Annotated in this window: 22 protein-coding genes and 1 pseudogene; 9 read left to right on the forward strand and 14 right to left on the reverse strand. The window is 43.8% G+C overall.

Annotated features, from left to right (window positions below; translation table 11 throughout):
• Positions 1 to 7 precede the first annotated feature (7 nt).
• The 6 genes from apt to L5M17_RS16415 all read right to left on the reverse strand — a co-directional run bounded on the left by apt (position 8) and on the right by L5M17_RS16415 (position 3,711).
• On the reverse strand, positions 8 to 559 hold the full coding sequence (gene apt / locus L5M17_RS16390) for an adenine phosphoribosyltransferase (protein ID WP_263148526.1): 552 nt from the start codon (positions 557 to 559) through the stop codon (positions 8 to 10).
• A gap of 268 nt (positions 560 to 827) precedes the next feature.
• On the reverse strand, positions 828 to 1,196 hold the full coding sequence (locus L5M17_RS16395; protein WP_263148529.1) for a YbaN family protein: 369 nt from the start codon (positions 1,194 to 1,196) through the stop codon (positions 828 to 830).
• 81 nt (positions 1,197 to 1,277) lie between these two features.
• Positions 1,278 to 1,400: a hypothetical protein gene (locus L5M17_RS16400; protein ID WP_006082086.1), complete on the reverse strand. Its 123-nt coding sequence runs from the start codon at positions 1,398 to 1,400 to the stop codon at positions 1,278 to 1,280.
• Between the two features lie 150 nt (positions 1,401 to 1,550).
• Positions 1,551 to 2,297, reverse strand: a complete 747-nt coding sequence (locus tag L5M17_RS16405) for a DUF2063 domain-containing protein (protein WP_263148530.1) — start codon at positions 2,295 to 2,297, stop codon at positions 1,551 to 1,553.
• Complete coding sequence (locus L5M17_RS16410) at positions 2,297 to 3,166, reverse strand: DUF692 domain-containing protein (RefSeq protein ID WP_263148532.1); 870 nt, start codon at positions 3,164 to 3,166, stop codon at positions 2,297 to 2,299. The genes L5M17_RS16405 and L5M17_RS16410 overlap by 1 nt, the downstream gene beginning before the upstream one ends.
• A gap of 116 nt (positions 3,167 to 3,282) precedes the next feature.
• Positions 3,283 to 3,711, reverse strand: coding sequence for a hypothetical protein (locus L5M17_RS16415; RefSeq protein ID WP_028759624.1), 429 nt, complete (start codon positions 3,709 to 3,711; stop codon positions 3,283 to 3,285).
• A gap of 267 nt (positions 3,712 to 3,978) precedes the next feature.
• On the opposite strand from L5M17_RS16415, the gene L5M17_RS16420 reads away from it, so the two are divergent.
• On the forward strand, positions 3,979 to 4,929 hold the full coding sequence (locus tag L5M17_RS16420) for a tRNA-dihydrouridine synthase (protein ID WP_105253104.1): 951 nt from the start codon (positions 3,979 to 3,981) through the stop codon (positions 4,927 to 4,929).
• A gap of 187 nt (positions 4,930 to 5,116) precedes the next feature.
• Positions 5,117 to 5,476, forward strand: a complete 360-nt coding sequence (locus L5M17_RS16425) for a TraR/DksA C4-type zinc finger protein (RefSeq protein ID WP_263148534.1) — start codon at positions 5,117 to 5,119, stop codon at positions 5,474 to 5,476.
• 103 nt (positions 5,477 to 5,579) lie between these two features.
• On the opposite strand, the gene L5M17_RS16430 is transcribed toward L5M17_RS16425, so the two are convergent.
• The 4 genes from L5M17_RS16430 to L5M17_RS16445 form a co-directional block, all read right to left on the reverse strand.
• A complete protein-coding gene (locus L5M17_RS16430) occupies positions 5,580 to 8,240 on the reverse strand; it encodes a TonB-dependent receptor (RefSeq protein WP_263148536.1) in 2,661 nt (886 codons plus the stop codon).
• Positions 8,241 to 8,661: 421 nt separating this feature from the next.
• On the reverse strand, positions 8,662 to 10,380 hold the full coding sequence (ushA, locus tag L5M17_RS16435; protein ID WP_105252205.1) for a bifunctional UDP-sugar hydrolase/5'-nucleotidase UshA: 1,719 nt from the start codon (positions 10,378 to 10,380) through the stop codon (positions 8,662 to 8,664).
• Positions 10,381 to 10,743: 363 nt separating this feature from the next.
• A complete protein-coding gene (locus L5M17_RS16440) occupies positions 10,744 to 11,415 on the reverse strand; it encodes an alpha/beta hydrolase (protein WP_219255626.1) in 672 nt (223 codons plus the stop codon).
• Positions 11,416 to 11,507: 92 nt separating this feature from the next.
• Entirely contained in the window at positions 11,508 to 11,735 is a 228-nt protein-coding gene (locus L5M17_RS16445) for a DUF3389 family protein (protein ID WP_006082094.1), read from the reverse strand.
• Positions 11,736 to 11,988: 253 nt separating this feature from the next.
• Between L5M17_RS16445 and L5M17_RS16450 the strand changes: the two genes are divergently transcribed.
• The gene (locus L5M17_RS16450; RefSeq protein WP_263148539.1) at positions 11,989 to 13,932 is read left to right on the forward strand and encodes a M1 family metallopeptidase; all 1,944 of its coding nucleotides are present in this window, start codon (positions 11,989 to 11,991) and stop codon (positions 13,930 to 13,932) included.
• Between the two features lie 193 nt (positions 13,933 to 14,125).
• On the opposite strand, the gene L5M17_RS16455 is transcribed toward L5M17_RS16450, so the two are convergent.
• A complete protein-coding gene (locus L5M17_RS16455) occupies positions 14,126 to 14,614 on the reverse strand; it encodes a peptidylprolyl isomerase (protein WP_105252202.1) in 489 nt (162 codons plus the stop codon).
• Positions 14,615 to 14,761: 147 nt separating this feature from the next.
• Complete coding sequence (locus L5M17_RS16460; protein WP_263148541.1) at positions 14,762 to 16,066, reverse strand: lytic murein transglycosylase; 1,305 nt, start codon at positions 16,064 to 16,066, stop codon at positions 14,762 to 14,764.
• A 419-nt stretch (positions 16,067 to 16,485) separates the two neighbouring features.
• Here L5M17_RS16460 and L5M17_RS16465 point away from each other — a divergent pair, with 419 nt between their 5' ends.
• Together L5M17_RS16465 and L5M17_RS16470 are read left to right on the forward strand one after the other, a co-directional pair.
• Positions 16,486 to 16,845 carry a DUF2750 domain-containing protein gene (locus L5M17_RS16465; RefSeq protein WP_028759614.1) on the forward strand — a complete coding sequence of 120 codons (360 nt, stop codon included), beginning with the start codon at positions 16,486 to 16,488 and terminating at the stop codon, positions 16,843 to 16,845.
• A 51-nt stretch (positions 16,846 to 16,896) separates the two neighbouring features.
• Positions 16,897 to 17,538, forward strand: coding sequence for a hypothetical protein (locus L5M17_RS16470; protein WP_263148544.1), 642 nt, complete (start codon positions 16,897 to 16,899; stop codon positions 17,536 to 17,538).
• A gap of 184 nt (positions 17,539 to 17,722) precedes the next feature.
• Here L5M17_RS16470 and L5M17_RS16475 read toward each other — a convergent pair whose 3' ends face one another.
• On the reverse strand, positions 17,723 to 18,667 hold the full coding sequence (locus L5M17_RS16475) for a chemotaxis protein CheV (protein ID WP_105252200.1): 945 nt from the start codon (positions 18,665 to 18,667) through the stop codon (positions 17,723 to 17,725).
• 289 nt (positions 18,668 to 18,956) lie between these two features.
• Positions 18,957 to 19,571 (reverse strand): class I SAM-dependent methyltransferase, encoded by a 615-nt coding sequence (locus L5M17_RS16480; RefSeq protein ID WP_263148546.1) that lies wholly within the window; start codon positions 19,569 to 19,571, stop codon positions 18,957 to 18,959.
• A 101-nt stretch (positions 19,572 to 19,672) separates the two neighbouring features.
• Here L5M17_RS16480 and L5M17_RS16485 point away from each other — a divergent pair, with 101 nt between their 5' ends.
• The 4 genes and pseudogenes from L5M17_RS16485 to L5M17_RS16500 form a co-directional block, all read left to right on the forward strand.
• The gene (locus L5M17_RS16485) at positions 19,673 to 20,224 is read left to right on the forward strand and encodes an LON peptidase substrate-binding domain-containing protein (RefSeq protein ID WP_028759610.1); all 552 of its coding nucleotides are present in this window, start codon (positions 19,673 to 19,675) and stop codon (positions 20,222 to 20,224) included.
• 145 nt (positions 20,225 to 20,369) lie between these two features.
• On the forward strand, positions 20,370 to 21,032 hold the full coding sequence (locus tag L5M17_RS16490; protein ID WP_028759609.1) for a sigma-70 family RNA polymerase sigma factor: 663 nt from the start codon (positions 20,370 to 20,372) through the stop codon (positions 21,030 to 21,032).
• Entirely contained in the window at positions 21,025 to 21,693 is a 669-nt protein-coding gene (locus tag L5M17_RS16495; RefSeq protein ID WP_263148548.1) for a ChrR family anti-sigma-E factor, read from the forward strand. Before L5M17_RS16490 ends, L5M17_RS16495 begins: the two co-directional genes overlap by 8 nt.
• 102 nt (positions 21,694 to 21,795) lie before the next feature.
• Positions 21,796 to 21,935: pseudogene (locus tag L5M17_RS16500) on the forward strand (IS4 family transposase); the annotation flags it as partial.

Consider the following 21,935-nt stretch of genomic DNA (forward strand, 5'->3'; position numbering starts at 1 on the left):
TGCAGATTTATTCGCCTTCAAACTCACAAAGTTTAACCAACTCAAGCCCTAATGCGGTTAAACGGGCTTCACCGCCTAAATCAGGTAATGAGATCACAAAGGCCGCATGTTTAACTTCACCGCCGAGTTGGCGAATGAGTTTAACGGTTGCTTCGATAGTACCGCCAGTGGCGAGTAAATCGTCAACAACGAGCACTTTGTCATTTGGATTAATCGCATCAGTATGAATTTCTAGGCTATCGTGACCGTATTCCAGTTCATAGCTTTGGCTGATAGTCGCACGCGGTAATTTACCCGGTTTACGCACAGGTACAAAACCGATACCCAATTCCAAAGCCAACGGTGCACCAAATAAGAAACCACGGGCTTCAGTGCCCACAATTTTGGTAAAGCCTTGACCACGATAATGTTCAACTAACAAGTCGATGGTCGCTTTATAGGCTGCTGCATTCTCAAGCAAACTGGTGACATCTCGAAATAAAATCCCTTCCTTAGGATAATTAGGAATCGTTTTAATGCTTTGCTTTATCAAGGATAAGGTTTCTGTATTCATAGCCATCATATTTGCTTAATAAGTTACTTAATCAATTCACCAACCTAGCGGTGGCGGTATAAAACAAAACGTCCACACTGGGTGGACGCATTGTCGAAAGTCGGACAAAGCTTATGCCGCTTTAGTTTTAGTTGCAACAATCACAATGCACAAGTGATGGAAAGGTTATCAATTTGTGCCTTAGATCAAACCCTGTTGGCTCTCAGTTAAATCGCCTCAACAAGAACACGACTAAACTTTCAGTCACAGCACTTGAGCCCATTCAATCACTCAATCATCCCTCTATTTCAGGTATACCTTTAAGATACCAAAGTAGGATCAACGCCATGACAAACAGCAGACCTTTTACCCAAAGGATAGGGACCACAATAATACTGACACTAAAACTGAGTGCGCTAACTATCATGGCTTTGCGTTTCAATCCCGTACGCATTGCTCGCTGCTCTTGCCACTGGGTTAAGGCATCGGCAAACCAGGGATGTGTCATCAACCAATGGTGTAAACGTTCACTCGAGCGGGCAAAGCAGAAGGCAGCAAGCAAGATAAAAGGCACGGTCGGTAATATCGGTAGCACGATACCGACTAAACCTAAGACTAAAGCGGTTAAGCCTAACAGTAAAAATAATCCACGCTTTAATACCATAGGTTTAAATGCCCTTTATCGGAAAAACAAAAGCCACTCGAAGAGTGGCCAATAGGCTACGCGCTAGAGATTAACGCTCGCTTAAATTAAACCTAAATGCTTTAACCAAGACAGACTTGCTGGCAGAGTCGGCAACAGTAAAACTAAAATAAAACCAATAAAATACAAAAAATTAAATGGGTCTTTAAACGGCTGACTACTCATTACAGCTCCTCTAGTATGTGCAAGTATAAGTGCGCAGGAATCGTACAGTGATTGAGATCACAAAACGGCCGACATTGTAGCGGTTTGTCAAATTAATAAAAACCCTCTAAATGTAGGGTTATTGCATTTATTTCGGCAATAAACCCAACCTTAAGACTGACGTCCGCGCACTATCCCTTTGGCCGCTAATTGCTCGAGTAACTGCATACAACCTTGCTCAATAATCTCTGGCGCCATTTGAGGGTAAGTGATTGTTAACCAATCAACTATCTCTTTAAAACCCGCTTGGCCTTGAGCTTGAAGAAATGCCAGCACCTGCGCGCTTAAGGGATTTAACTGTAAGAAGCACACTTCACAATCGGCATCTTGATAGAGACAAAAAAACACTGGCGTATCGAGTCGTTGCTGCGGCCAATAATCCTGACGAATGTGCTGCACCTCAAAATGATACTGCGCCACCCTCGCCGTCTGCGACAAACATAAAGCCTGCGTCGACATTTGCGCTAGGCTAAGTTGAGATTCATCCCCACTCGCCTGTGCGACCGCAACGGCCAACTCCAGCCATTCATAGTGCGCTAATTCGAGCATAAAAACAGGATCATTTGCCGTGGGCTGATATTCCTGCTGTAAAAAATCTAAAAACTCACCCGCGATATCGATAAAGATGGGCGATTGGCAATCATGTTGACTGAAAAAACGCTGCACCAAAGTCAGCCAATCCTCCTCAGAATACAAACTTTTCAGCACGGGGAAGCCGTTCGACACAAATCCCAGCACATTATTAAAAAATAACTCGCGGTAAACCTGCATACGCCGGAAATCAGTATCCACGGGCAATGGCGAAGATGGATCGCGGATATAATCGATAAAGGATTGCTGCACTTGCTTAAAATCCATTAGGCGATCCTCTTTACGGCATGAGCACTATTTTGGGCATGGGAGCTGGACGCCGCCATTTGATAACCGTGAATTTGATTTATCTCGAGCAACAATTCAGCGGTTGTCGGCAAATTAAAGTCACGCTCAAGCAAAGTCGGTTTTACCCCATGCAAAGCATAACAGCGCTGTAATAATGTCCAGACGGGATCGTTAATGGCGGCGCCATGGGTATCAATGAGCAGATCTTCAGCTTGTTTGTAGTGCCCAGCAATATGCAAATAGGCGATGCGCTCCGTCGGCATGGCCTGTAAAAAGGCATCGGCATCGTATTGATGGTTTATCGAGTTCACATAGATGTTGTTCACATCCAGTAGCAGTTTACAATCGGCTTCTTGCAGCACGGCATTAACGAATTCAAGTTCTGTCATTTGCGCACCTGGAGCGGCATAAAAAGACACATTTTCTAAAATAAGCGGCCGCTCTAGAATATCTTCTACTTGCTTGACCCGCGCCGCCACATGCTTCACCGCAGCGTCGGTAAAAGGGATAGGCATTAAATCATATAAGTGACCTTGCCCTGAGCAATAACTTAAATGTTCGGAATAGACTTGGATTTGATGTAAATCCATAAAGGTTTTGATATTTTTTACAAACGCGAGATCTAAAGGTTCAGGGCTACCAATGGATAAACTCAAACCGTGGCAGTAGAAAGTATGTTGCTCAGTCAACTCACGAAATTGGCGGCCAAATTTACCACCTAAGGTCATCCAATTCTCAGGTGCCACTTCAAAAAAATTAATAGCATCAGGCACCTGTAAACAAAATTCACTGAGTATTTCTCGTCTTAATCCCAGCCCTACCTGTGTCGTATTTTTTTGATCATTCATAGAACCTCACGAATGCTAACCTGTAATCGCTTAAGAATAAAACACAAGAGACCAGCGCTGGCTGGCCTCTTTAGGCTCAATTATCCCAATAACTGCAGGGATAAAACAAACCCGCTTTACTTCACTTCTTTTTTAACGGCTTCGACTTTAGCATCCACTTTTTCGGCGGTTTTCTTCATATCAGCGCCACATTTTGCTTCACCACACTTACCTTCATGGGCCTTATCAGCGGCTTTCTTCATGTCAGCACCGCATTTCGCTTCGCCACATTTCCCCTCATGAGCTTTATCTGCAGCCGCTTTTTTCATCTCAGCACCGCATTTAGCCTCACCACACTTACCTTCTTTGGCTTTTTCAGCGGCGGCTTTCTTCATGTCTGCGCCGCATTTGGCTTCACCACATTTGCCTTCTGAACCGACAATTTGATAGCCCGCATCCATAGCTTCAAAACCAAATGGGTTAGTTTGTGCATTGACAGCAAAAGCTGAACTCATCACAACTGAACCTAACGCTACTGCAACTGCTGTTTTTTTAACTGAATTCATAAATAATCCCTTCTTGTTTATTGAGTAATAATGACCAACAACAGTTTAAGTAGCTGGCTTACAACAAAAGACCTGCCTTATTTCGATTCTATTGCAAAAAATATCACTAAGTCACAGAAATGGTAAAAATATCCTGCTAGGACAATCAGTTTAGCTTGGATTTTATTTATTGGCGTACCTATTCATCCTCCTTCACAAGGCCACTTTGTAACTTAGGGCTGATAAGGTAGAATGCTCGCCCTTTGCAACAGATATGGGTTTACTGCAGTGCGTGTGATTTTGGCTCCAATGGAAGGCGTAGTAGACGCTTTGATGCGTGACATCCTATCGACCATCAATCCCTACGATTTGCTCGTCACCGAATTTGTGCGAGTGGTAGACCAACTGCTGCCTGAAAAGGTCTTTCTCAAACTGTGTCCTGAACTGCTCAACAACGGCAACACCCCTTCAGGTACGCCAGTACGAGTACAATTGCTTGGTCAAGAACCCCAATGTATGGGCGAAAATGCCCTGCGTGCCATTGAGCTAGGCTCACACGGTGTTGATGCAAACTTTGGCTGTCCAGCAAAAATTGTTAACCGCAGTAAAGGTGGCGCCGTATTATTGCAATATCCTGAGAGTGTGCACGATATTGTCAAAGCCATGCGTCAAGCAGTACCAAAAGAGCATGCCGTAACGGCCAAAATACGTTTGGGCTACGAAGATAAGTCACTGTTTATGGAAAACGCCATTGCTGTGTATGAAGCCGGTGCAACTGAACTTGCCATCCATGCGCGCAGTAAAGTCGACGGTTACAGACCGCCAGCCTACTGGGAATACATCACCGAAGTGCGCAAACGTTTGCCGATCCCGGTGATCGCCAACGGTGAAATTTGGAACAGTGACGATGCTAAGCGTTGTATCGAGGTCACGGGCTGCGACAGTATCATGATCGGCCGCGGGGCAATTTCATTGCCGAACTTGGCTGATACTATCAAGACAGGAGCCACTCCTTATACTTGGGCGCAAACCTTAGGGCTCATGCTCAGTTATACCCAAAGGGAACTCAATGGCCGTAAAAGTGACTATTATCCAGCCCGGATCAAACAGTGGTTTACCTATCTCAACCGTCAATATCCCGAAGCCGATACCTTGTTTAGGGAACTGCGAGTCTTTAAAACAACGGAAGAAATTGTCCGCGTATTAGAAACAGCGCAACGGAACTTATGCGACGAATAATCGCAACGATATATGTGATAAAAGGGCTTTTGCCGTAGCACATATAATGCGATAAGAATGAAGTACTTTTTCGATTTTTAACGGCTAAAAAACCGAAAATGTGGCAGATACTTGATCTTTATCATAGTCGTTGATAGTGGAACTATTAGACTGGACGCCTAGAGTCAAATGAAATAGGCGATTTTACGTGAGCACCACCCATATCAGACATGAATTGTCAGAGCTTGAAGCTAATCTAAGGAAAGAAATAGGCGCGCTCCCTCTGTTCCTCGAAGCCATAGGGGAGCATTACGCTAGCCTGAGTCTGGCAGAATTAATTGATAAATTGGCTCAGACACCACTGGCTGAACACCCGCTATTTTGCCAGCTGAATAAACTTGATGCCGCCTTTTGTCAGCTCGACTTAGGCCTCTACGGTCTTTGCTCGGATTGTGAGGCAGAAATCGAAACAGAACGCTTAAACCTAGATCCCACAGAACAACGCTGCGCCTCCTGCGCCGAGCATTATCAACACGAACATCGCCACGAGCTGCGCCTCACACATTAATAGCGCTGATCCGATATCCGGTAAGCAACCTGAAAAGCAGGAAAAAATAAGCAAAAAAACCTCCGCAAGCGGAGGTTTGAGTTATCCAGGGAGGGCGGACAACCTAAAACTTCTGGTTTATTCTCAGGTAATACGTTCTACCTAACACATCATATAAACCCACATTCACATCGCGATAATCGGCGTAGGTGTAATAGTTTGGTGTTTCAGCATCAAACACATTATTCACCCCTACTGTTATAGAGCCGTTATATGCATGGGTATAACCAAATTGGATATTGTGTTTAAAGTAATTATCGTAATCGACATAACGGTCAGTTTTTTCTAACTCGTTGAAATAACTTGCTGATTGACTACCAATATAGACGACTGTCCATGCGGCAGAGAAATCATCGTATTTCCAACTGGTCGCAAAGTTGCCGCGCCAATCGGGTGAGTCTGTCGTTCCTGCGTAGTCGATCATCTCTGATTCGGCATTATCCTGCTTCTTAAAATCAAGCACGTGAGTCAAATCCAGTTTGAAATTGAAATCACCAAAGCCTGTTTCTAAGTTATAAGCTGTTACAAAATCGATACCTGAGGTCTCAACTGTGGCTAAGTTACGAACTCCCGCTTCAATATACTCAATCTTGCCATCTGGACCACGGGTCACATAGGGAGACGATCCATTCTTGATTTCATCGCGCAGGATATCATCTACATCAATCGACTCAATTTTGTTGTCGTAGGTGATTGAGTAATAAGATAACTCCAAGTTCCATGCGTCAGTAACATTCCAAACGCCGCCAAAGGTTAACGAGTTGCCCTCTTCTGCCTCTAGATCAGGATTTCCTCCATACCAGGTTTTATGTTGATTATTAGTCGCGCAATAAATGGCATCCACGTTACCAGGTTCATTACACCATAAAGAATCAACACCCTTCTCAAAACTCAAGGATTGAGACGAGAACATTTCGCTCATATTCGGCGCGCGGAATGAGTCACCATAGCTAGCACGCAGTAATAATGTGTCTATAGGACGCCAGCTTAAACCAAACTTAGGCACTACGGCATCGAAGGTCGATGAATTAACGACTTCCCCCTGAGGCCCTGTGAGAGTTCCTTCCTGCTCATAGCGCTCATAACGTACTGCGGCAGAAAACTCAACATTGGCAGGTAAGCCTACTTGGAGTTCCAAATAAGCGGCGCTACGGTCACGTGTGGCATCCACATCATCACCACCCGAACCGCCGGAGATAATACCCGCGGCCGATTCTGGATCACTGGTTTGCTTAAACTTGATCATTTCATATTCAAGACCACCGACCATAGCGACCGAAAGATCACCGTCATCGAGCAGTAAGGTCGAAGCAAGACCATCCAATTGAGTACTTTCAAATTTGCCCTGATAAACCCCAGTATGCGCAGCTTTACGATACAGATCTGTCATCTGTTGATCCCACTGCTCATAACTCATGCCAGAGGTATTGAAAATATCATATTGCTCTGAATCAATTTCTTGCTGAATAATATCGTCATTGAGTAAATTATAGTTAAAACTATTTGTCGTCGATGTTGCGTGCTGGGCATTTAATTCCCAGTCGATACCATTCCCTGAATCTATTGTACCAACAAAGCCACCTAGAATATCAAAGTTGTTGGTTTCAGTTAATGTATCTCGCTCGCCAAGTTGCGCGCCTCGCATAGAAATCACTAATTCTTCGCCAACTGGATTAAACTTATTATCGGCACTCATCACAGGGGTATTCGTTGATACTGGCGTACCCGCATAACGGGTTTCAGTTTCTGCTAACGAAGCAGAAGCACGGCCTCGGAATTTTATATTCTCTGAAATCTCATAGGAGAAATTAGATAACAGCGAATTACGGGTTTGATCGCCAAATAACTTAGTGACATTACCATGATTATATAAACAACGACCATCACCTGAGTCTATGGTATTTTCCGTTTTTTCACATATATCTGAATTACTATACCAGCTACCGTTGCCTGGTCCATATTTACCGTTTGGTACTGAGCTATATCCACTATATGCGTTATAACTTGAATCGTCCATTCGCCAAATATCACGATCCATTACCGCTTTAGTATCATAATATTCATAGGTTAGCGTGATATTGCCTTTATCAGTATTAAAGCCCGTTGCAAGTGATAAACGGTTGGCATCGCCTCCTTCAACACTTGGCTGCTCAGTGCTGTAATCAAGCTGAAACCCTTCAAACTCCTTCTTAGTGATAATGTTTATCACGCCCGCAACCGCATCGGAACCATATACTGCCGAGGCGCCATCGCGCAGGATTTCAATACGCTCCACGATAGCCATAGGGATAGAAGATGTATCGGCCACAGAGCCAGAGCTCGAACTCGTGCCCGGCATACGGCGTCCATCTAATAACACTAATGTCGCAGACGCTCCTAAACCACGTAAATTGACATCACTGGTTGAGCTTGCTCCTGATCCATAGCCAGAAATACCACGCCAAGAACCAAAGCTGTTTATCGCAGAGTTATTCAATACGTCAGCAACGGTTTTTTCACCCGTCATGGCAATATCCGCAGCATTAATGACAGTCACGGGTGAAACAGTTTCCATATCAACTTGTTTAATACGAGAACCCGTCACTTCAATGCGTTCAACTTTCGCATTTTCTTCTGCCGCATTTACCGTTGCAGAAAAGCCTATTCCAGAAAAAACCACACTGCTTGTCGTCACTGTAATTAAACTAGTACGAACAGCTTTGGCCGTTAAACTTAAATAGCGCATTAATCTCTCCTTGAGGTAAATAAAACCCTATGTTTGTTATTTTTATATTTGGCAAGCGAACTCTATTTCGCTGTAGGGATAATGTTAATGCGCAACATCTAAGTCAACCATTAAAAACAATTAATCTCAAATTAAAACAAATTGACACAAAATAAATCAACTTTAATATAAGATATCCGGATATACATCATGGGGTTAAGCAATACAGACCTGTTGAATATATTAAATATTTAATTTGATACAATAAATCTTAATTGTTAACTAAAAGAATACCGAGAAACTCACACCACAAATGAATCAAAGTGTATCAAAAATAAAACGCTGGATATTAATTCACACTTAGTTCAATATTAATTAACCATAAAAAATGCCACTCATTTGAGTGGCATTAATATTGAAACACTGAGTAATGATTGATTACTTAAAGTTGGCAACCTTCAACACTTTTTGAGTTCTCATAAACAATATCGCCTACAGGATTGTAGTCAGCAGCTTTAATCACTTGTTTCTCTTTCAAGAAAGAATAGAGTAAATCAGCATCAACAAAGCCCGTTTGAATTGGGCTGGTTAGTTTAGGATAACCGTCACCACCCGCAGCATTAAAGCTAGGTACAGTGAACTTATAAGTGGCTGTTGGGCTAAAATCCTTGCCACCGATGTCGCTGATGTTGGCTGTTTTAGCCACACAGTCAATGGTCATTTTCACACCAGTGATTTGTGCATAACCACCAGAACCAACTTGAAGACTGCCGACAGCGCCTAAATAAGCCGCAACTTCAGTACCCGTCATTTCGTTAAGGGTAACCATATTACCAAATGGCTGAACAGTCAGCACGTCACGGTAACTAATGTTGCCTGGTTGGATAGATGCACGTACACCACCTGAGTTCATTACACCAAAATCAGCAGTCACTTTAGCACTTTGTGCCATCGCTAACATACGGCCTAAGTTAGTTTGCTTATTACGCACGTTTGCACGCTCACCATCTAACAGGGCATCCGTTGTCGCAATGACTTCGTCTAACTTAGCTTGACCTTTCTCTTGATAGTAAGAAAGCAGCTCTTTTAACTCTGAATCCGGTTCAATTTTAGTGCCAGCTAAGTCAGCAGTTTTCTTACCAGCATCATCCAGTTTGCGCATATTCACAGGGACAAGCTTGTAGCTCGCTAGATGGAGTTCACCGTTAAAGTATTCAAAATCTGCACGGCCAACATATTTACCCCATTCATGGGCTTGCATGATCCAAGTGCCATTTTGTTTATCAGGTGCACATGCATCACCAGGCTTAAAGGCTGCATAGGCTTTGTTGTCAGTTCCCGGTTCCATACACACTGGATTCTGTGAATGACCACCGATAACAACTTGCAAATCCCCTTCTTTCAATGCGCGAGCCATAGCTACATCGCCAGGGGCATTACTACCATTTTTACCATCCGCGTAATGACCCATGTGCGTGGTAGCGAAAATGATATCTGCCGCTTTGGCATCTTTAATTTCTTTAATCACTTTAGCAACTTCCACCTTGGGATCGGTGAATGTTAGATCGCTAATGTATTCTGGGTTACCAATCTTAGCAGTGTCTTCTGTCGTTAAACCAATAACAGCAACTTTAAGACCATTAACGTCAAATACTTTATAGGCATCAAAGTAACGCTCACCAAGAGTACCATCGGCATTTTTACGGTAAATGTTCGCCGCTAACATAGGGAATTCAGCAAGGCGACGCTGCATATCAAGTACTGATAACGGATTGTCAAACTCATGGTTACCAACAGCCATGGCGTCATAACCAATTTTATTCATGCCCGTAAAGTCTGGTATGGCATCTTGAAGATCAGATTCTGGTACACCCGTATTAATATCACCACCAGATAATAATAAGGTTTGACTGCCATTCTTACTCACTTCTGCACGAATTTGATCAACCAGAGTTTTCTGAGCGGCTAAACCGTATTCACCATCACTGTTTTCCCAGAAACGGCCATGGTTGTCATTGGTATGTAAAACGGTAAACGTTTTACAAGCACTTCCCGCTTCAGCACACGTTGTTGGAACTTTATCGTCATCACTATTATTACAACCCGCAAGTGCAGCGAGAACAGCAGTTGCAACTAATCCTTTAATAAGCATATGTCTCATTACATCAACCCCTTGATTTTAATTATTTTATCATAGAAAGATTGCCGTGAACTCCATCAAGTTCAGCGTCACGGATAATAGCAAATAATAAAGATAAATTGTGTCATTTTTATTAAAAACTTGACATTTATATGAAATTTGGCGGGCATTTTAAGAAGGATTTGTTTCATATAAAAAATAAGCTGAATGACTGATTTTTATATATTTACAGAATACAAAATAAAAATGGAATAAATGGATTTTAATCGTTTGTTATAAATAACTTAGGAAATATGAAAAAACATCGCGATTGTTCCTTTAAAAAAACAAGCATGGGTAAACCTCAACTTACCGCATGCTGTTTTTATCAGCAATTAGACTTGTCTACATTTCAAATCGCTGTAATAACCATTTAGAAATCGCTTTCAATTGTTCAGGAATGACAGAATGAGGCATTGGATAAGTCTGCCACGTAACATGATAGCCGCCCGCCGTTAAGGCTTCTTTTGCTAACATTCCAGCGGATAATGGTACAACATCATCCTGTAGACCGTGTTGCTGTAATATGGGTGTATTGCGATTCGCCGCACTTAATTCAGCGGGTAACACATCGCCCGTCGGCAAATAGCAAGACAACGCCATAATCCCTGCAAGTGGCTCAGGGAAACGCAGTCCAGAGAATAAACTCATTACTCCACCCTGACTGAATCCCGCTAATACGATACGTTGGCTCGCAATACCCGCCGCGATTTGTTCATTAATTAATGCGGCAACCCTTTTTTCCGACTCAAGCACGCCTTGCATATCGGCTCTATCATGCAAATCCATGCTTTTAATATCGTACCAAGCGCGCATAACGTAGCCACCATTAATGGTCACGGCTTGCTCTGGTGCATGGGGAAAAATAAATCGAATAGCATGATCTACAGGTAAGCCTAATGCAGGCACTACGGGAGCAAATCCGGCCCCCGAATCCCCTAATCCATGTAACCAAATAACCACAGCCGTAGCAGGAGTCTTAGGTTCGACAACAATACGCTCAAGAGAAACTGACATACTAAAAATTCCCAATTCGATATTAAACACTCATCAACTAAAAAATGATGATAAATCTATACGTTAAACACTCATCACCACTCGGGCACAGGTTATTCAGCATCCATGCCCAGCACATCTTGAATCGCACGTAACTGAGCATTTGAGTCCAATACTAAGCTCCAACGTACACCGCCACCATCGGCGATCAGCATAGGAGGCTGACGTCTCAAGCCGATATCCTCAGCACTCGCTTGCAGTACGATACTGGCAACGTTGAGGCGCACTTGAACCTCGAACTCAGTAACGATTAACTTACCCTGCGAAAAATCTAACACCATTTTGATAACCGCCCTATGTGAAAACGCCGTCATCATAGCAAACTTATGCTCTTTTACCGATGGCATTTCCTGACCAGCATCCAAGCCATTAAAGTTTGATTACATTTGAGCTAACAGTGAGATAACAAATCCAGTGAATTATCAGGTAAACTTTTGCGCTAATAGAGTGGGTTAACAGAAAACCAAGCTGAATTGATGGTCTTATCACCCCAAACTCGAACTAACATACTTCATCATTAGGCTACTATAAATAATGCTTTCACTTTGCCGAACCGTCCTTTACAGCACCCTAGTCTTTGCCCTGCAACTAATTCCCTGCGCTTATGCCAATAGCACTCCAAATACCTTAACCACTGAGCCTACTGCCACTGTTGTACAAGCTGATACGCAGCAGAACCAAGATGCACTGACCTACGCCAATTACACTGAAGTCAGCGTGAGTCATTTGGAACTAGCCCTTGTAGTTGATTTTAAGCAAAACCGCTTATCCGGTGAAGCCACCCTCGATTTAGCTTGGCATAAGGCGGGGAAAGAACTCATCTTAGATACTCGAGATCTGACGATTAACAGCGTAAGTGCTTTAAATACAGCGGGGAAATGGCAAAGCGTACCCTTCACGTTAGCCAAAGCGGACGCTGTAAAAGGCGCCGCGCTAACCATCAAACTTGCTGATGAAAATAGTCAAAAGGTCAAAATCAATTACCACACATCGAATAATCCGTCTGGTATTCAATGGTTAACTCCAGAGCAAACCCAAGGTAAACAGTTGCCTTTTATGTTCAGTCAGAGTCAGGCGATTCATGCTCGCAGTTGGATCCCACTGCAAGATACGCCAGCCGTTCGCCAAACCTATAGCGCCACAATTACTGCCGATAAAGCCATCACTGTGGTCATGAGTGCCGATCGCAAAACCCTGTCGAGCACTCAGACCCAATTCACTATGCCGCAGGCTATTCCAGCTTATTTGATTGCCATTGCGGCCGGACATTTAAAGTTTGCTCCCTTAGATAACATCTCGGGCATTTGGGCTGAGCCAGAGATCCTCGACAAAGCGAGCAAAGAATTTGCCGACACGCCAGAAATGATCAAAATCGCGGCTAAACGTTATGGCGATTACCCTTGGGGACGTTATGACTTGCTTATCTTGCCACCAAGTTTCCCCTTTGGCGGCATGGAAAACCCGCGTTTGTCTTTTATTACACCCACAGTGATCGCGGGTGATAAAAGCTTAGTGAGCCTCATCGCCCACGAACTTGCGCACTCGTGGTCAGGTAATTTAGTGACCAACGCCACTTGGCGCGATCTCTGGCTTAATGAAGGTTTTACGACCTATGTTGAGAACCGCATCATGGAAGATCTCTATGGTCGTGACCGAGCGCTGATGGAGCAAACCATCGGCTACTCTGAATTGCTTGCCGAGCTTGCAGAACTTACTCCTGCCGATTCAGTGCTACATCTCAATCTCGGTAAACGTTCGCCCGACGAAGCCTTCAGCGGTGTCCCTTATGTAAAAGGCCAGTTGTTCTTAATATTTTTAGAGCAAAAATTTGGCCGTGAACGCTTCGACACTTTTGTGAAAAGCTACTTCAATCATTTTGCATTTCAGAGTATTACTACGGCGCAATTCCGTGAATATTTATCTTTGAATCTATTAAACAAATATCCACATCTTGTCAGTGAAGGTGAAGTGGATACTTGGATTGAAGGTCAAGGTTTACCGTCATTTCTTGTGCCGCCCAATTCCCACGCCTTCGATGATATCGATGCCCAAAGACAAACTTGGCTTGAGGGTAAACTCAGTGCAAGCGAGTTGAAAACCAGCACTTGGACAGTCCACCAGTGGTTAAGATTCATCAATGAAATGCCAAGGATTAATCTAGATCAAACCAAACTTGCCGAGCTAGATAAGGCGTTACATTTTACGGGCACTGGCAACAGTGAAATTGCTTTTGCATGGTATTCACTGGCCCTAGACAATGGCTATTACGCAGTACTACCCGCATTAAAACAACACTTAACCCATATTGGCCGCATGCGCTTAATCGTGCCTTTATATCAAAAGCTAGCAAGCTCTGATAAATACGACTGGGCCAAGAGTGTCTATTTCAAGGCTCACAGCGGCTACCATCCCCAAACCCAAGCAAGCCTAGATATGATGTTTGCCGACAAACCACTCGAGCATGAACATAGCCATTAGCGAGATAAGGAGCCATTAGCGGTTGCGACAATCATTAAGCCATTAGCACCATAAAAACAAAAAGCCCAAACCTAGGTTTGGGCTTTTGCTATTTAATCTTTAGCCTCGATTCATTCAACTCATACTGAACTTATACTCAACTCACATTGAGTCAGATAAAGCCAAGTTCGAAGCCGAGCCCGAAACCTAAAGATTAGTGGTGATGACCACCTGCACCATGGGCATGACCGTGTGCGATTTCTTCATCACTCGCATCACGGGCACCTACGACTTCAATATCAAATGTCAGTTCGCGGCCGGCTAATGGATGGTTTACATCCACAGTCGCCATAAACTTACCCATTTTAACGATAGTCACTTGGCGCTGACCTTGGTCGGTATTAACCACTGCTGTCATGCCTGGTTTCCACACAGTCGCACCCAGTAAATGCTTAACTGACACACGTTGGTGTGCGTCAGCATCAGCTACACGCTCACCGTAGGTTTCAGCGGCAGGCAAGGTCACAGTGAACTTTTCACCTATGGCTTTACCGTTTATCGCGTTTTCTACACCTGGCATCATGTTGTCATGACCGTGTAAATAGGCAATCGGATCACGACCTTCGTTCGTCTCGATCACTTCACCTTTCTCGTCGCGCAGTGTGTAGTTAAACTGCACAACCATATCGTCTTTAATGCTCATCGAATATCCTTTGATTTTCTTCGATTTCAATTGTGGGCCGAGCTTAACAAAACTGCGCTTTTCACTCCACTTTTTTATCCGGCCTCAAAGCACTCAAAACCCGCAGCGAGCGCTCTTTGGCTACAGTAACTACAGTAACTACAGTAACTAAAGTGATAATCCTAAAGCGCTAAACACCTCTGGGCTTGGGAAGCCATCGGCAATCATCTGTTTGCTACGTTGGAAGGCTTGCAACCCTGCCATAGAGTTACGTCCCAACACGCCATCAGGCTTACCAACATCAAATCCAGCCTCGTTCAGTTTTGTTTGCAGTTGCTTTACTTGCTCGCGGCTTAGGCGTGGTTGCTCAGGCGGACTGACTGTTAAGGGTTGTCCACCATTAATACGATCGGCCAAGTGCCCAACCGTAATGGCATAAAATTCGGAGCGATTCCAACGCATGATCACATTAAAATTCTCATAACCTAAAAAGGCTGGGCCTGTGTGTCCCGCAGGCAAATACAGCGCAGCTTGAATATCGACGGCAGGCAAAGGTTGCCCATTCGACTGCGTTACATTGAGCGCAGCCCATTCCGATAACGACAAGGGCTGTTTCGCGCCTAAATGACTGTAACTAAAATCCTTTGGTAACAAGACTTCACGCCCCCAACGCTGATTACGCTGCCAACCTAAGTGCTGCAAAAAATTCGCGGCAGAAGTGAGCGCATCTGTGGTGCTATTCCATAAATCGGCCTTACCATCGCCATCGCCATCGACCGCATATTTGGCATACGCAGAAGGCATAAATTGCGTATGTCCCATAGCACCTGCCCATGATCCCACCATAGTGTCATCATCGAACTGATACTTTTCTTTCAATTTTAAGGCTTGCATCAGCTCTATGGTGAAATAATTGCTACGGCGTGGCTCACAAGCCAAAGTCGCCAGCGAATTCAATACCGACATTTTGCCTTTATAGGAACCGTAGTTCGTTTCCAGTCCCCAAAAAGACAAGATATATTGCGGCGGAACGCCGTATTTTTGCGCTAATTGATTAAGTAAGACACTGTGCTTTTGCAGTAAACGGCGGCCTTCATTGACGCGCCATTCGGTCGCGCGCTTACTGAAATAATTATCAAATGTCTGGCTGAATTCGGGTTGCTGTTGGTCCAGCTCAATCACTCGAGGGACAAATTTCAAGTTCGCAATGGTAGAGTTTATCGTCGCCTCTGACAGGCCTTCTGCACGTGCCCGCGTTTGCAGTCCAGTCAAGCACATTGGAAACGCCTCAGCATTAGATTGTACGCTAGCACTGATATCGGGCATTTGATTGATTTCAGCAGCTATGCCACTTGCGTTAGAGCTGGTTGCATTAGCACTGGCACTCGCCGTTGGCGCACTTGAACAGGCACTCAGACTGACACAGGCGGCAATACTCGCAAACAGATAAGTTAACCCTTTAATTTTAATCAAATCAACAACTCCAATATTTGATCTCACAACAATCACACTGTTGTGGCTAAACACGACAATATTCCGTCTTCAAGAGGGAATTGCCCTAGAGAGATATTCGCCTTGGCATAACGAGTTAAAGGTTAGAATCCAAAACACCTTTAACGGCCAAAAGCATAGAAGACATGTTTCTCCGCTACGTAAAGCCCCTATCTGAGCCACATTTAGTCAGTAAAACAGCCTGTACCAAGGCGACTCATTACCAATAATCCTGACCCATAGTGACACGTAACACAATCCTTATCGCCATAAATACCTTGCGGCATAGGCTTATTGCTCAGTTATCCAACACAAAAAAATTCTTAACAAAGAATCCCTTGGTATCGCAGCACGTTACCGTATAATGGATAAGTTAACAGCACACATCAAAGAGACCTATCATGACTGAAATCAATGCGGCTTTGGCTGGCTTTATCAAAAATGTAAAACAACATCAGACGCTCTGGGGTCTAATGGATGAAACTGGCGAAGGCTGGGTCGTTTGTGATTCTTCAGAATTTGAAGACACAGATGTGATGCCATTATGGTCAAATGAAGCTACTGCAAAATCCCATTGCAGCGACGAATGGCACGACTATCAACCTGTTTCTATTTCATTAGAAGAATTTCTAGAATATTGGGTCTCAGATCTAAACGACGATGGTGTATTGATCGGTGTTGATTGGCAAACCGATGAAGATTGTCTTGAACTTGATCCGATTGTTTTAGCAAAAGATTTGGTTGATGTTGAAGAAGTTTAATCGCTTCAGTATGCCATTGATGATATCAAGGACTGAGGTGCTCATTCCTTGATGTCTGCTATTCCGCTTATCGATATTCCCTTCGACAAACGCCATACCTGCTGGTTTTGTGGCGAACCGAGTCATCAACACTTCGAATATATCGCACACACACATACACCACATGCTTCGTTAGCTGTGCCCGCCTGCAGCGAATGTTTGCGATTAGCCAAACAACATACTCTTAGCTCCATTTGGGATTGTCGTATGGCCGTCAAAGATGCACTGATGCGTATTTATGCGAAACACCTCGCCATTGGGATTAATTGGACCGAAGAAGAGCTTGCTGAGTCCGAATTCTCCTGCAAAGCGTTTGAAGGTTTTAAAAAAAGTGCTTGGATGATGTACCAAATTGCACGAGACCGTATCAATGCGCCCGGTTGGCCACTGGTATTAGAGGGCGAAGAAATTGACGACCAAGGTTATAACGCAGGTTTTGAATTCGATGGCGTGACTTTTAATTCAGTCAATGCCGCTATCCAATACTATTCGACGCAATTCACCTTAGATCCACAGTTTTTTGCCGAACTGGTAAGCCTCGTCGGTCGAGCAAGATTCAACTATGCCTTAAGGCTCGCCCGTATCCATATCGCCGCCGCCAAAGAAATGAAGCGCCAAGTATTAGACGATGTAGCAGCCGAATTAGCGTTATAATCGAGCGAGTTATAGGTAGTGGGTTGGCAAATGTTTGCAGAAAAGCAGTTAAAAAAGTAGCAGTTGAAAGAATGTGATTCAAAGACCGTATTAACAACTGTTATTAAAGCGTTCATTCAAAGCGCTGAACCTATCGATGATCGACTCAAGGTCAATCACCGATAGTACGAATCTCAAAATGCGATCAGTGATTAATCACTTGTCTTAATCTTTCTTGCACCACTTCCACCAGCAAATCTGGTTGGAACTTAGAAATAAACTTATCACAGCCCACTTTTTCAACCATGGCATGGTTAAAACTGCCACTCAACGAAGTATTTAAGGTGATGAATAAATCCGACATAGCTTTATCGCTACGCACTTCAGAAGTGAGCTTGTAACCGTCCATTTCGGGCATTTCGGCATCGGTAATCATCATCAATAATTCTTTGGCAACTTGTTTACCTTCATCGCGCCATTTCTGCAATAACGTCAGAGCTTGTAAGCCATCAGATGCCTCAATAATTTCGATACCCAGTTGGCCTAACGTTTCACGCACTTGACGTCTGGCGGTCGATGAATCATCCACAATCAGGATTTTTCTGCCTGGCATTTCATGGACTAAGGTTTCGTCGAGTACACCTTCAGATAAACGGATATCGTAGTGAATTATCTCCGCCAAGACTTTTTCTACGTCGATAATAGACACTAACTGCGACTGACCTTGATGCTCTATGCGAGTAATTGCCGTTAGATAATTATTACGTCCAGCCGTTTTCGGCGGCGGCATAATATCGCTCCAAGTCATGTTGATAATGTGTTCAACCTTACCGACTAAGAAACCCTGCACACTGCGGTTATATTCTGTGATGATCATATTGGCATCTTCGTTAGGCGGCACGGGCTTAAACCCTATGGCCGAACGTAAATCAATCACGGGGATAGAAATCCCGCGAATATTAGCAACACCAGAAATATGCGGATGACTACCCGGCATCGCATTCAAGGGAGGAAGCTTGACGACCTCTTTGACTTTAAAGACGTTAATGGCAAATAACTGCGTGGAATTAATGCTAAAGAGCAACAACTCAAGTCGGTTCTCACCAACGAGTTTGGTACGCTGATCTACGGTTGCAAGTACGTTTGCCATAATGCTGCTTCTCTACTCTTGAGGAAAATCCTTTCCCCACATGCGACGGATTAGCTCAAATTATAGCGGTAAACTCCCATGAAGAACCATGCCGAGAGTCTATTTTATCTAAAAATTACAACCACTCTCGCAAAGTTCGGCCATAAACTTCGTTTAGCGCATCTCAGATATCTATATCCCTAAGCTGATATCTTCAGATAATACGCGACATTGCTAATATTTGGTCTTAGTGCTAGCGCAATCATTTAATCCTAACGATTCAATTTAGGTTAAGCATCAACTCTAACGCCTAACGCAATATTTTCTGGGCGAGCACCGTACCCGCAAGATTAAAGGCATTTCTATCGCGGACAATCTCAAATCCCAGCTGGCGCAATACCGTTAACAACTCACTATGATTAAAGCGATTCTGCTGTGGATGCTCAAATAAGCGTCGGCTCAATGGATTACAAATTGCGGCACGATATAAATCCTCTATCACAAAGTGTCCGTTCGGTTTCAGCACCCTTGCAACTTCCTTAATGGCCGCTTGCCACTCTGGAATATGGTGGAATACGGCAAAATCAAACACCATATCAAACTCGCTATCGGCAAAGGGTAAACATGTTGCATCAGCAACCGAGAAACTCAGCCCTTTTAACCCTTGCGGCCGAGATTGCCAACAGGATTGTGCGGAGGCAACCATTTCAGGATCGATATCCACGGCCGTGATATGTCCCGCGCCAAAATGTTCGCGGATCAACTGAATGCCGTTACCAAACCCACAACCTATTTCTAATGCGCGTTCGCACAAAGCCATAGGTTTTGGCATCATAGACGTTAGTAAAGGCGCTTCGAGATGATTTTGTAGCCAAAAACGTAATGGATGCTGAACGATCTTTTTCTCAAATGGATTTAATTTCATGCCATCCTCTCACTATGGGTAAACTACTGTTGAATAATTTTACTGATCGAACTGCCATTATGGTACGTAATGATAGGAACATAAGTTCACCAGAGGCCACGATGAAATTACCTCTTTTTCCATTACCCATTTGTTTATTGCCCGAAGGTTACACACAACTGCGGGTATTTGAACCTAGATATAAGCGCTTGGTCGCCGAATCATTAAAGTCAGGCCAAGGCTTTGGCTTATGTATGCTTGAAGAAGATGGTAAAACCATTCAGCCCATAGGCACCTTAGTGCATATTATTGATTTTGAAACCTTACCAGACGGACTATTAGGGATCAGTATTCAAGGTTCAAAACGCTTTAAACTTGATAAAATCAGTGTCGAAGCTGATGGTTTAAAGCGCGGAGACGTCAGTTTAATCGACAATTGGCCTGCTGTACGTATTGCGACCGATGAACGTTACTTGAGTCAAATGTTACAAAACATTCTTAAGGAATATCCGCAACATCTCAAGCACTACCAAACAGAACAGTTCGATGATATCGCTTGGGTCTGCCAGCGCTGGCTAGAAATATTACCCGTACAAGCATCCGAAAAGTACACCTGCATTAATGCCTTAGATCATATTATGACCCGAGATCTATTGCGGGCCGTCATTAAATAATACTGTGAATGATCCTTTATTTAAGCCACTTCGTATTGATTGAAAGTTTGACAGCAAAACTGGGCTCAGAAGTACAACACACTTCTCAATTTTGTCGTTACTGATATCACACTCAGCACTCACGACTGGGATAAGAGCGAAAATAATGGAAAATATTCAATCACAAAGCAGGCAAACTCGGTATCATGTCCCAATCACGTCTCTGACTAATTCGGCTATGGATAACGAAATTCCAGCTTCCCAAACCTGCGAGCCTCAAGCGGATGCTTTAATCACGTTTATGCTACAAGTAGCAGACAACCGAGACAGAGCCGCCTTTGGTCACTTATTTCAGCATTTCATGCCCAAGATCCGAGCCTTTGGTTTACAAAGACTGAATCAACAAGGATTGGCGATGGATTTAGTACAAGAAACCATGACCAGCGTTTGGACTAAGGCTCATCTATATAATGCAGAAAAAGGGTCAGTGACAACTTGGGTGTTTACCATCATGCGTAATCAATGTTTCGATATGCTTAGACGGGTACAACACAATAGAGAAGATACTTTCGGTGATGATATTTGGCCGCTGTGTGATGCGACCATGGCTCAAGACACACTCACTGATCACAAGTTGACGGCTAAATTACTCCAACATCTTGATGCCCTTCCCATAGCACAAAGACAAGTTGTGCAAGGCATTTACATGCAAGAACTCACTCAACAAGAGCTAGCCGATGCCCTAAAGGTACCAATAGGGACCATAAAGTCCCGTTTAAGATTAGGGCTAGAAAAGTTGAAAAGCTTCTTGGAGACACACAATGATTAAGCATCATCCCCAACAAGAATTACTCGTCAGCCATGCCAATGGGAACTTACCTTTATCAATGGCGATAGCAATATCCGCACACTGCGACCTATGTGAGACTTGTCGAGAGCAGCTTGCCCTATTCACAGAACAAGCTGCAAATTTAGCATTAAATCCTGATGGCGGTCATGCTGCAAATGATACGGGCGAAGAGTTGATGCACAGAGAGTATGTTGAGGTGCAACACTCTGGCGACAATCAAGAATCGGCATTGGACATTGACGCTATGATGGCGCAAATCATGGCTCAACCGGCAGCGACAAATGTGCCTAATAACGCCCCTATCGATGTCGACATAAAGCAACAGCATTACACTGTGCCCTCGGTGTTTCGTCAGCATTTGGCCCGTCCATGGCAAATATTAGGCAAAGTCAGTCGCATGCGTTTTGATGTCGACGAAACGAACACCCGCGCTAGCCTATTGCATATAGATGCCCAAGGTGAAATCCCCCAACATACCCATAAAGGTTATGAACTAACACTATTGCTAGCCGGAGAGTTTTCCGATCTTAATGGTGACTATGTGCCAGGTGATTTTATCGTGCTTGACGGCCAACATCATCACTCACCGAAAACCATTAACGGTTGCTTATGCTACACAGTATTAGATGCACCGCTCTGAAGAATCCCCTGATGATTTACAAATAAATCATCAAATTAGGGTGGAAGCGCATCTTGTTGCATGATCAAATGGTTTCGCTAAAAACTACACTTGGACAACAAGATGCGCGAAGCCAATATCCTACAACATTCTTTACACCAATACTGCCCAGAACTTCACCTAAAACGATTAAACAGCTTGATGCTGGCCTCTAAGGCACTGATTGAATGTAAGACACTGACCTTGACTGAGTTAGGTCGAAA

The sequence above is a fragment of the Shewanella sp. SW24 genome (assembly GCF_025653395.1).
Classification (GTDB): Bacteria; Pseudomonadota; Gammaproteobacteria; order Enterobacterales; family Shewanellaceae; genus Shewanella; species Shewanella oncorhynchi.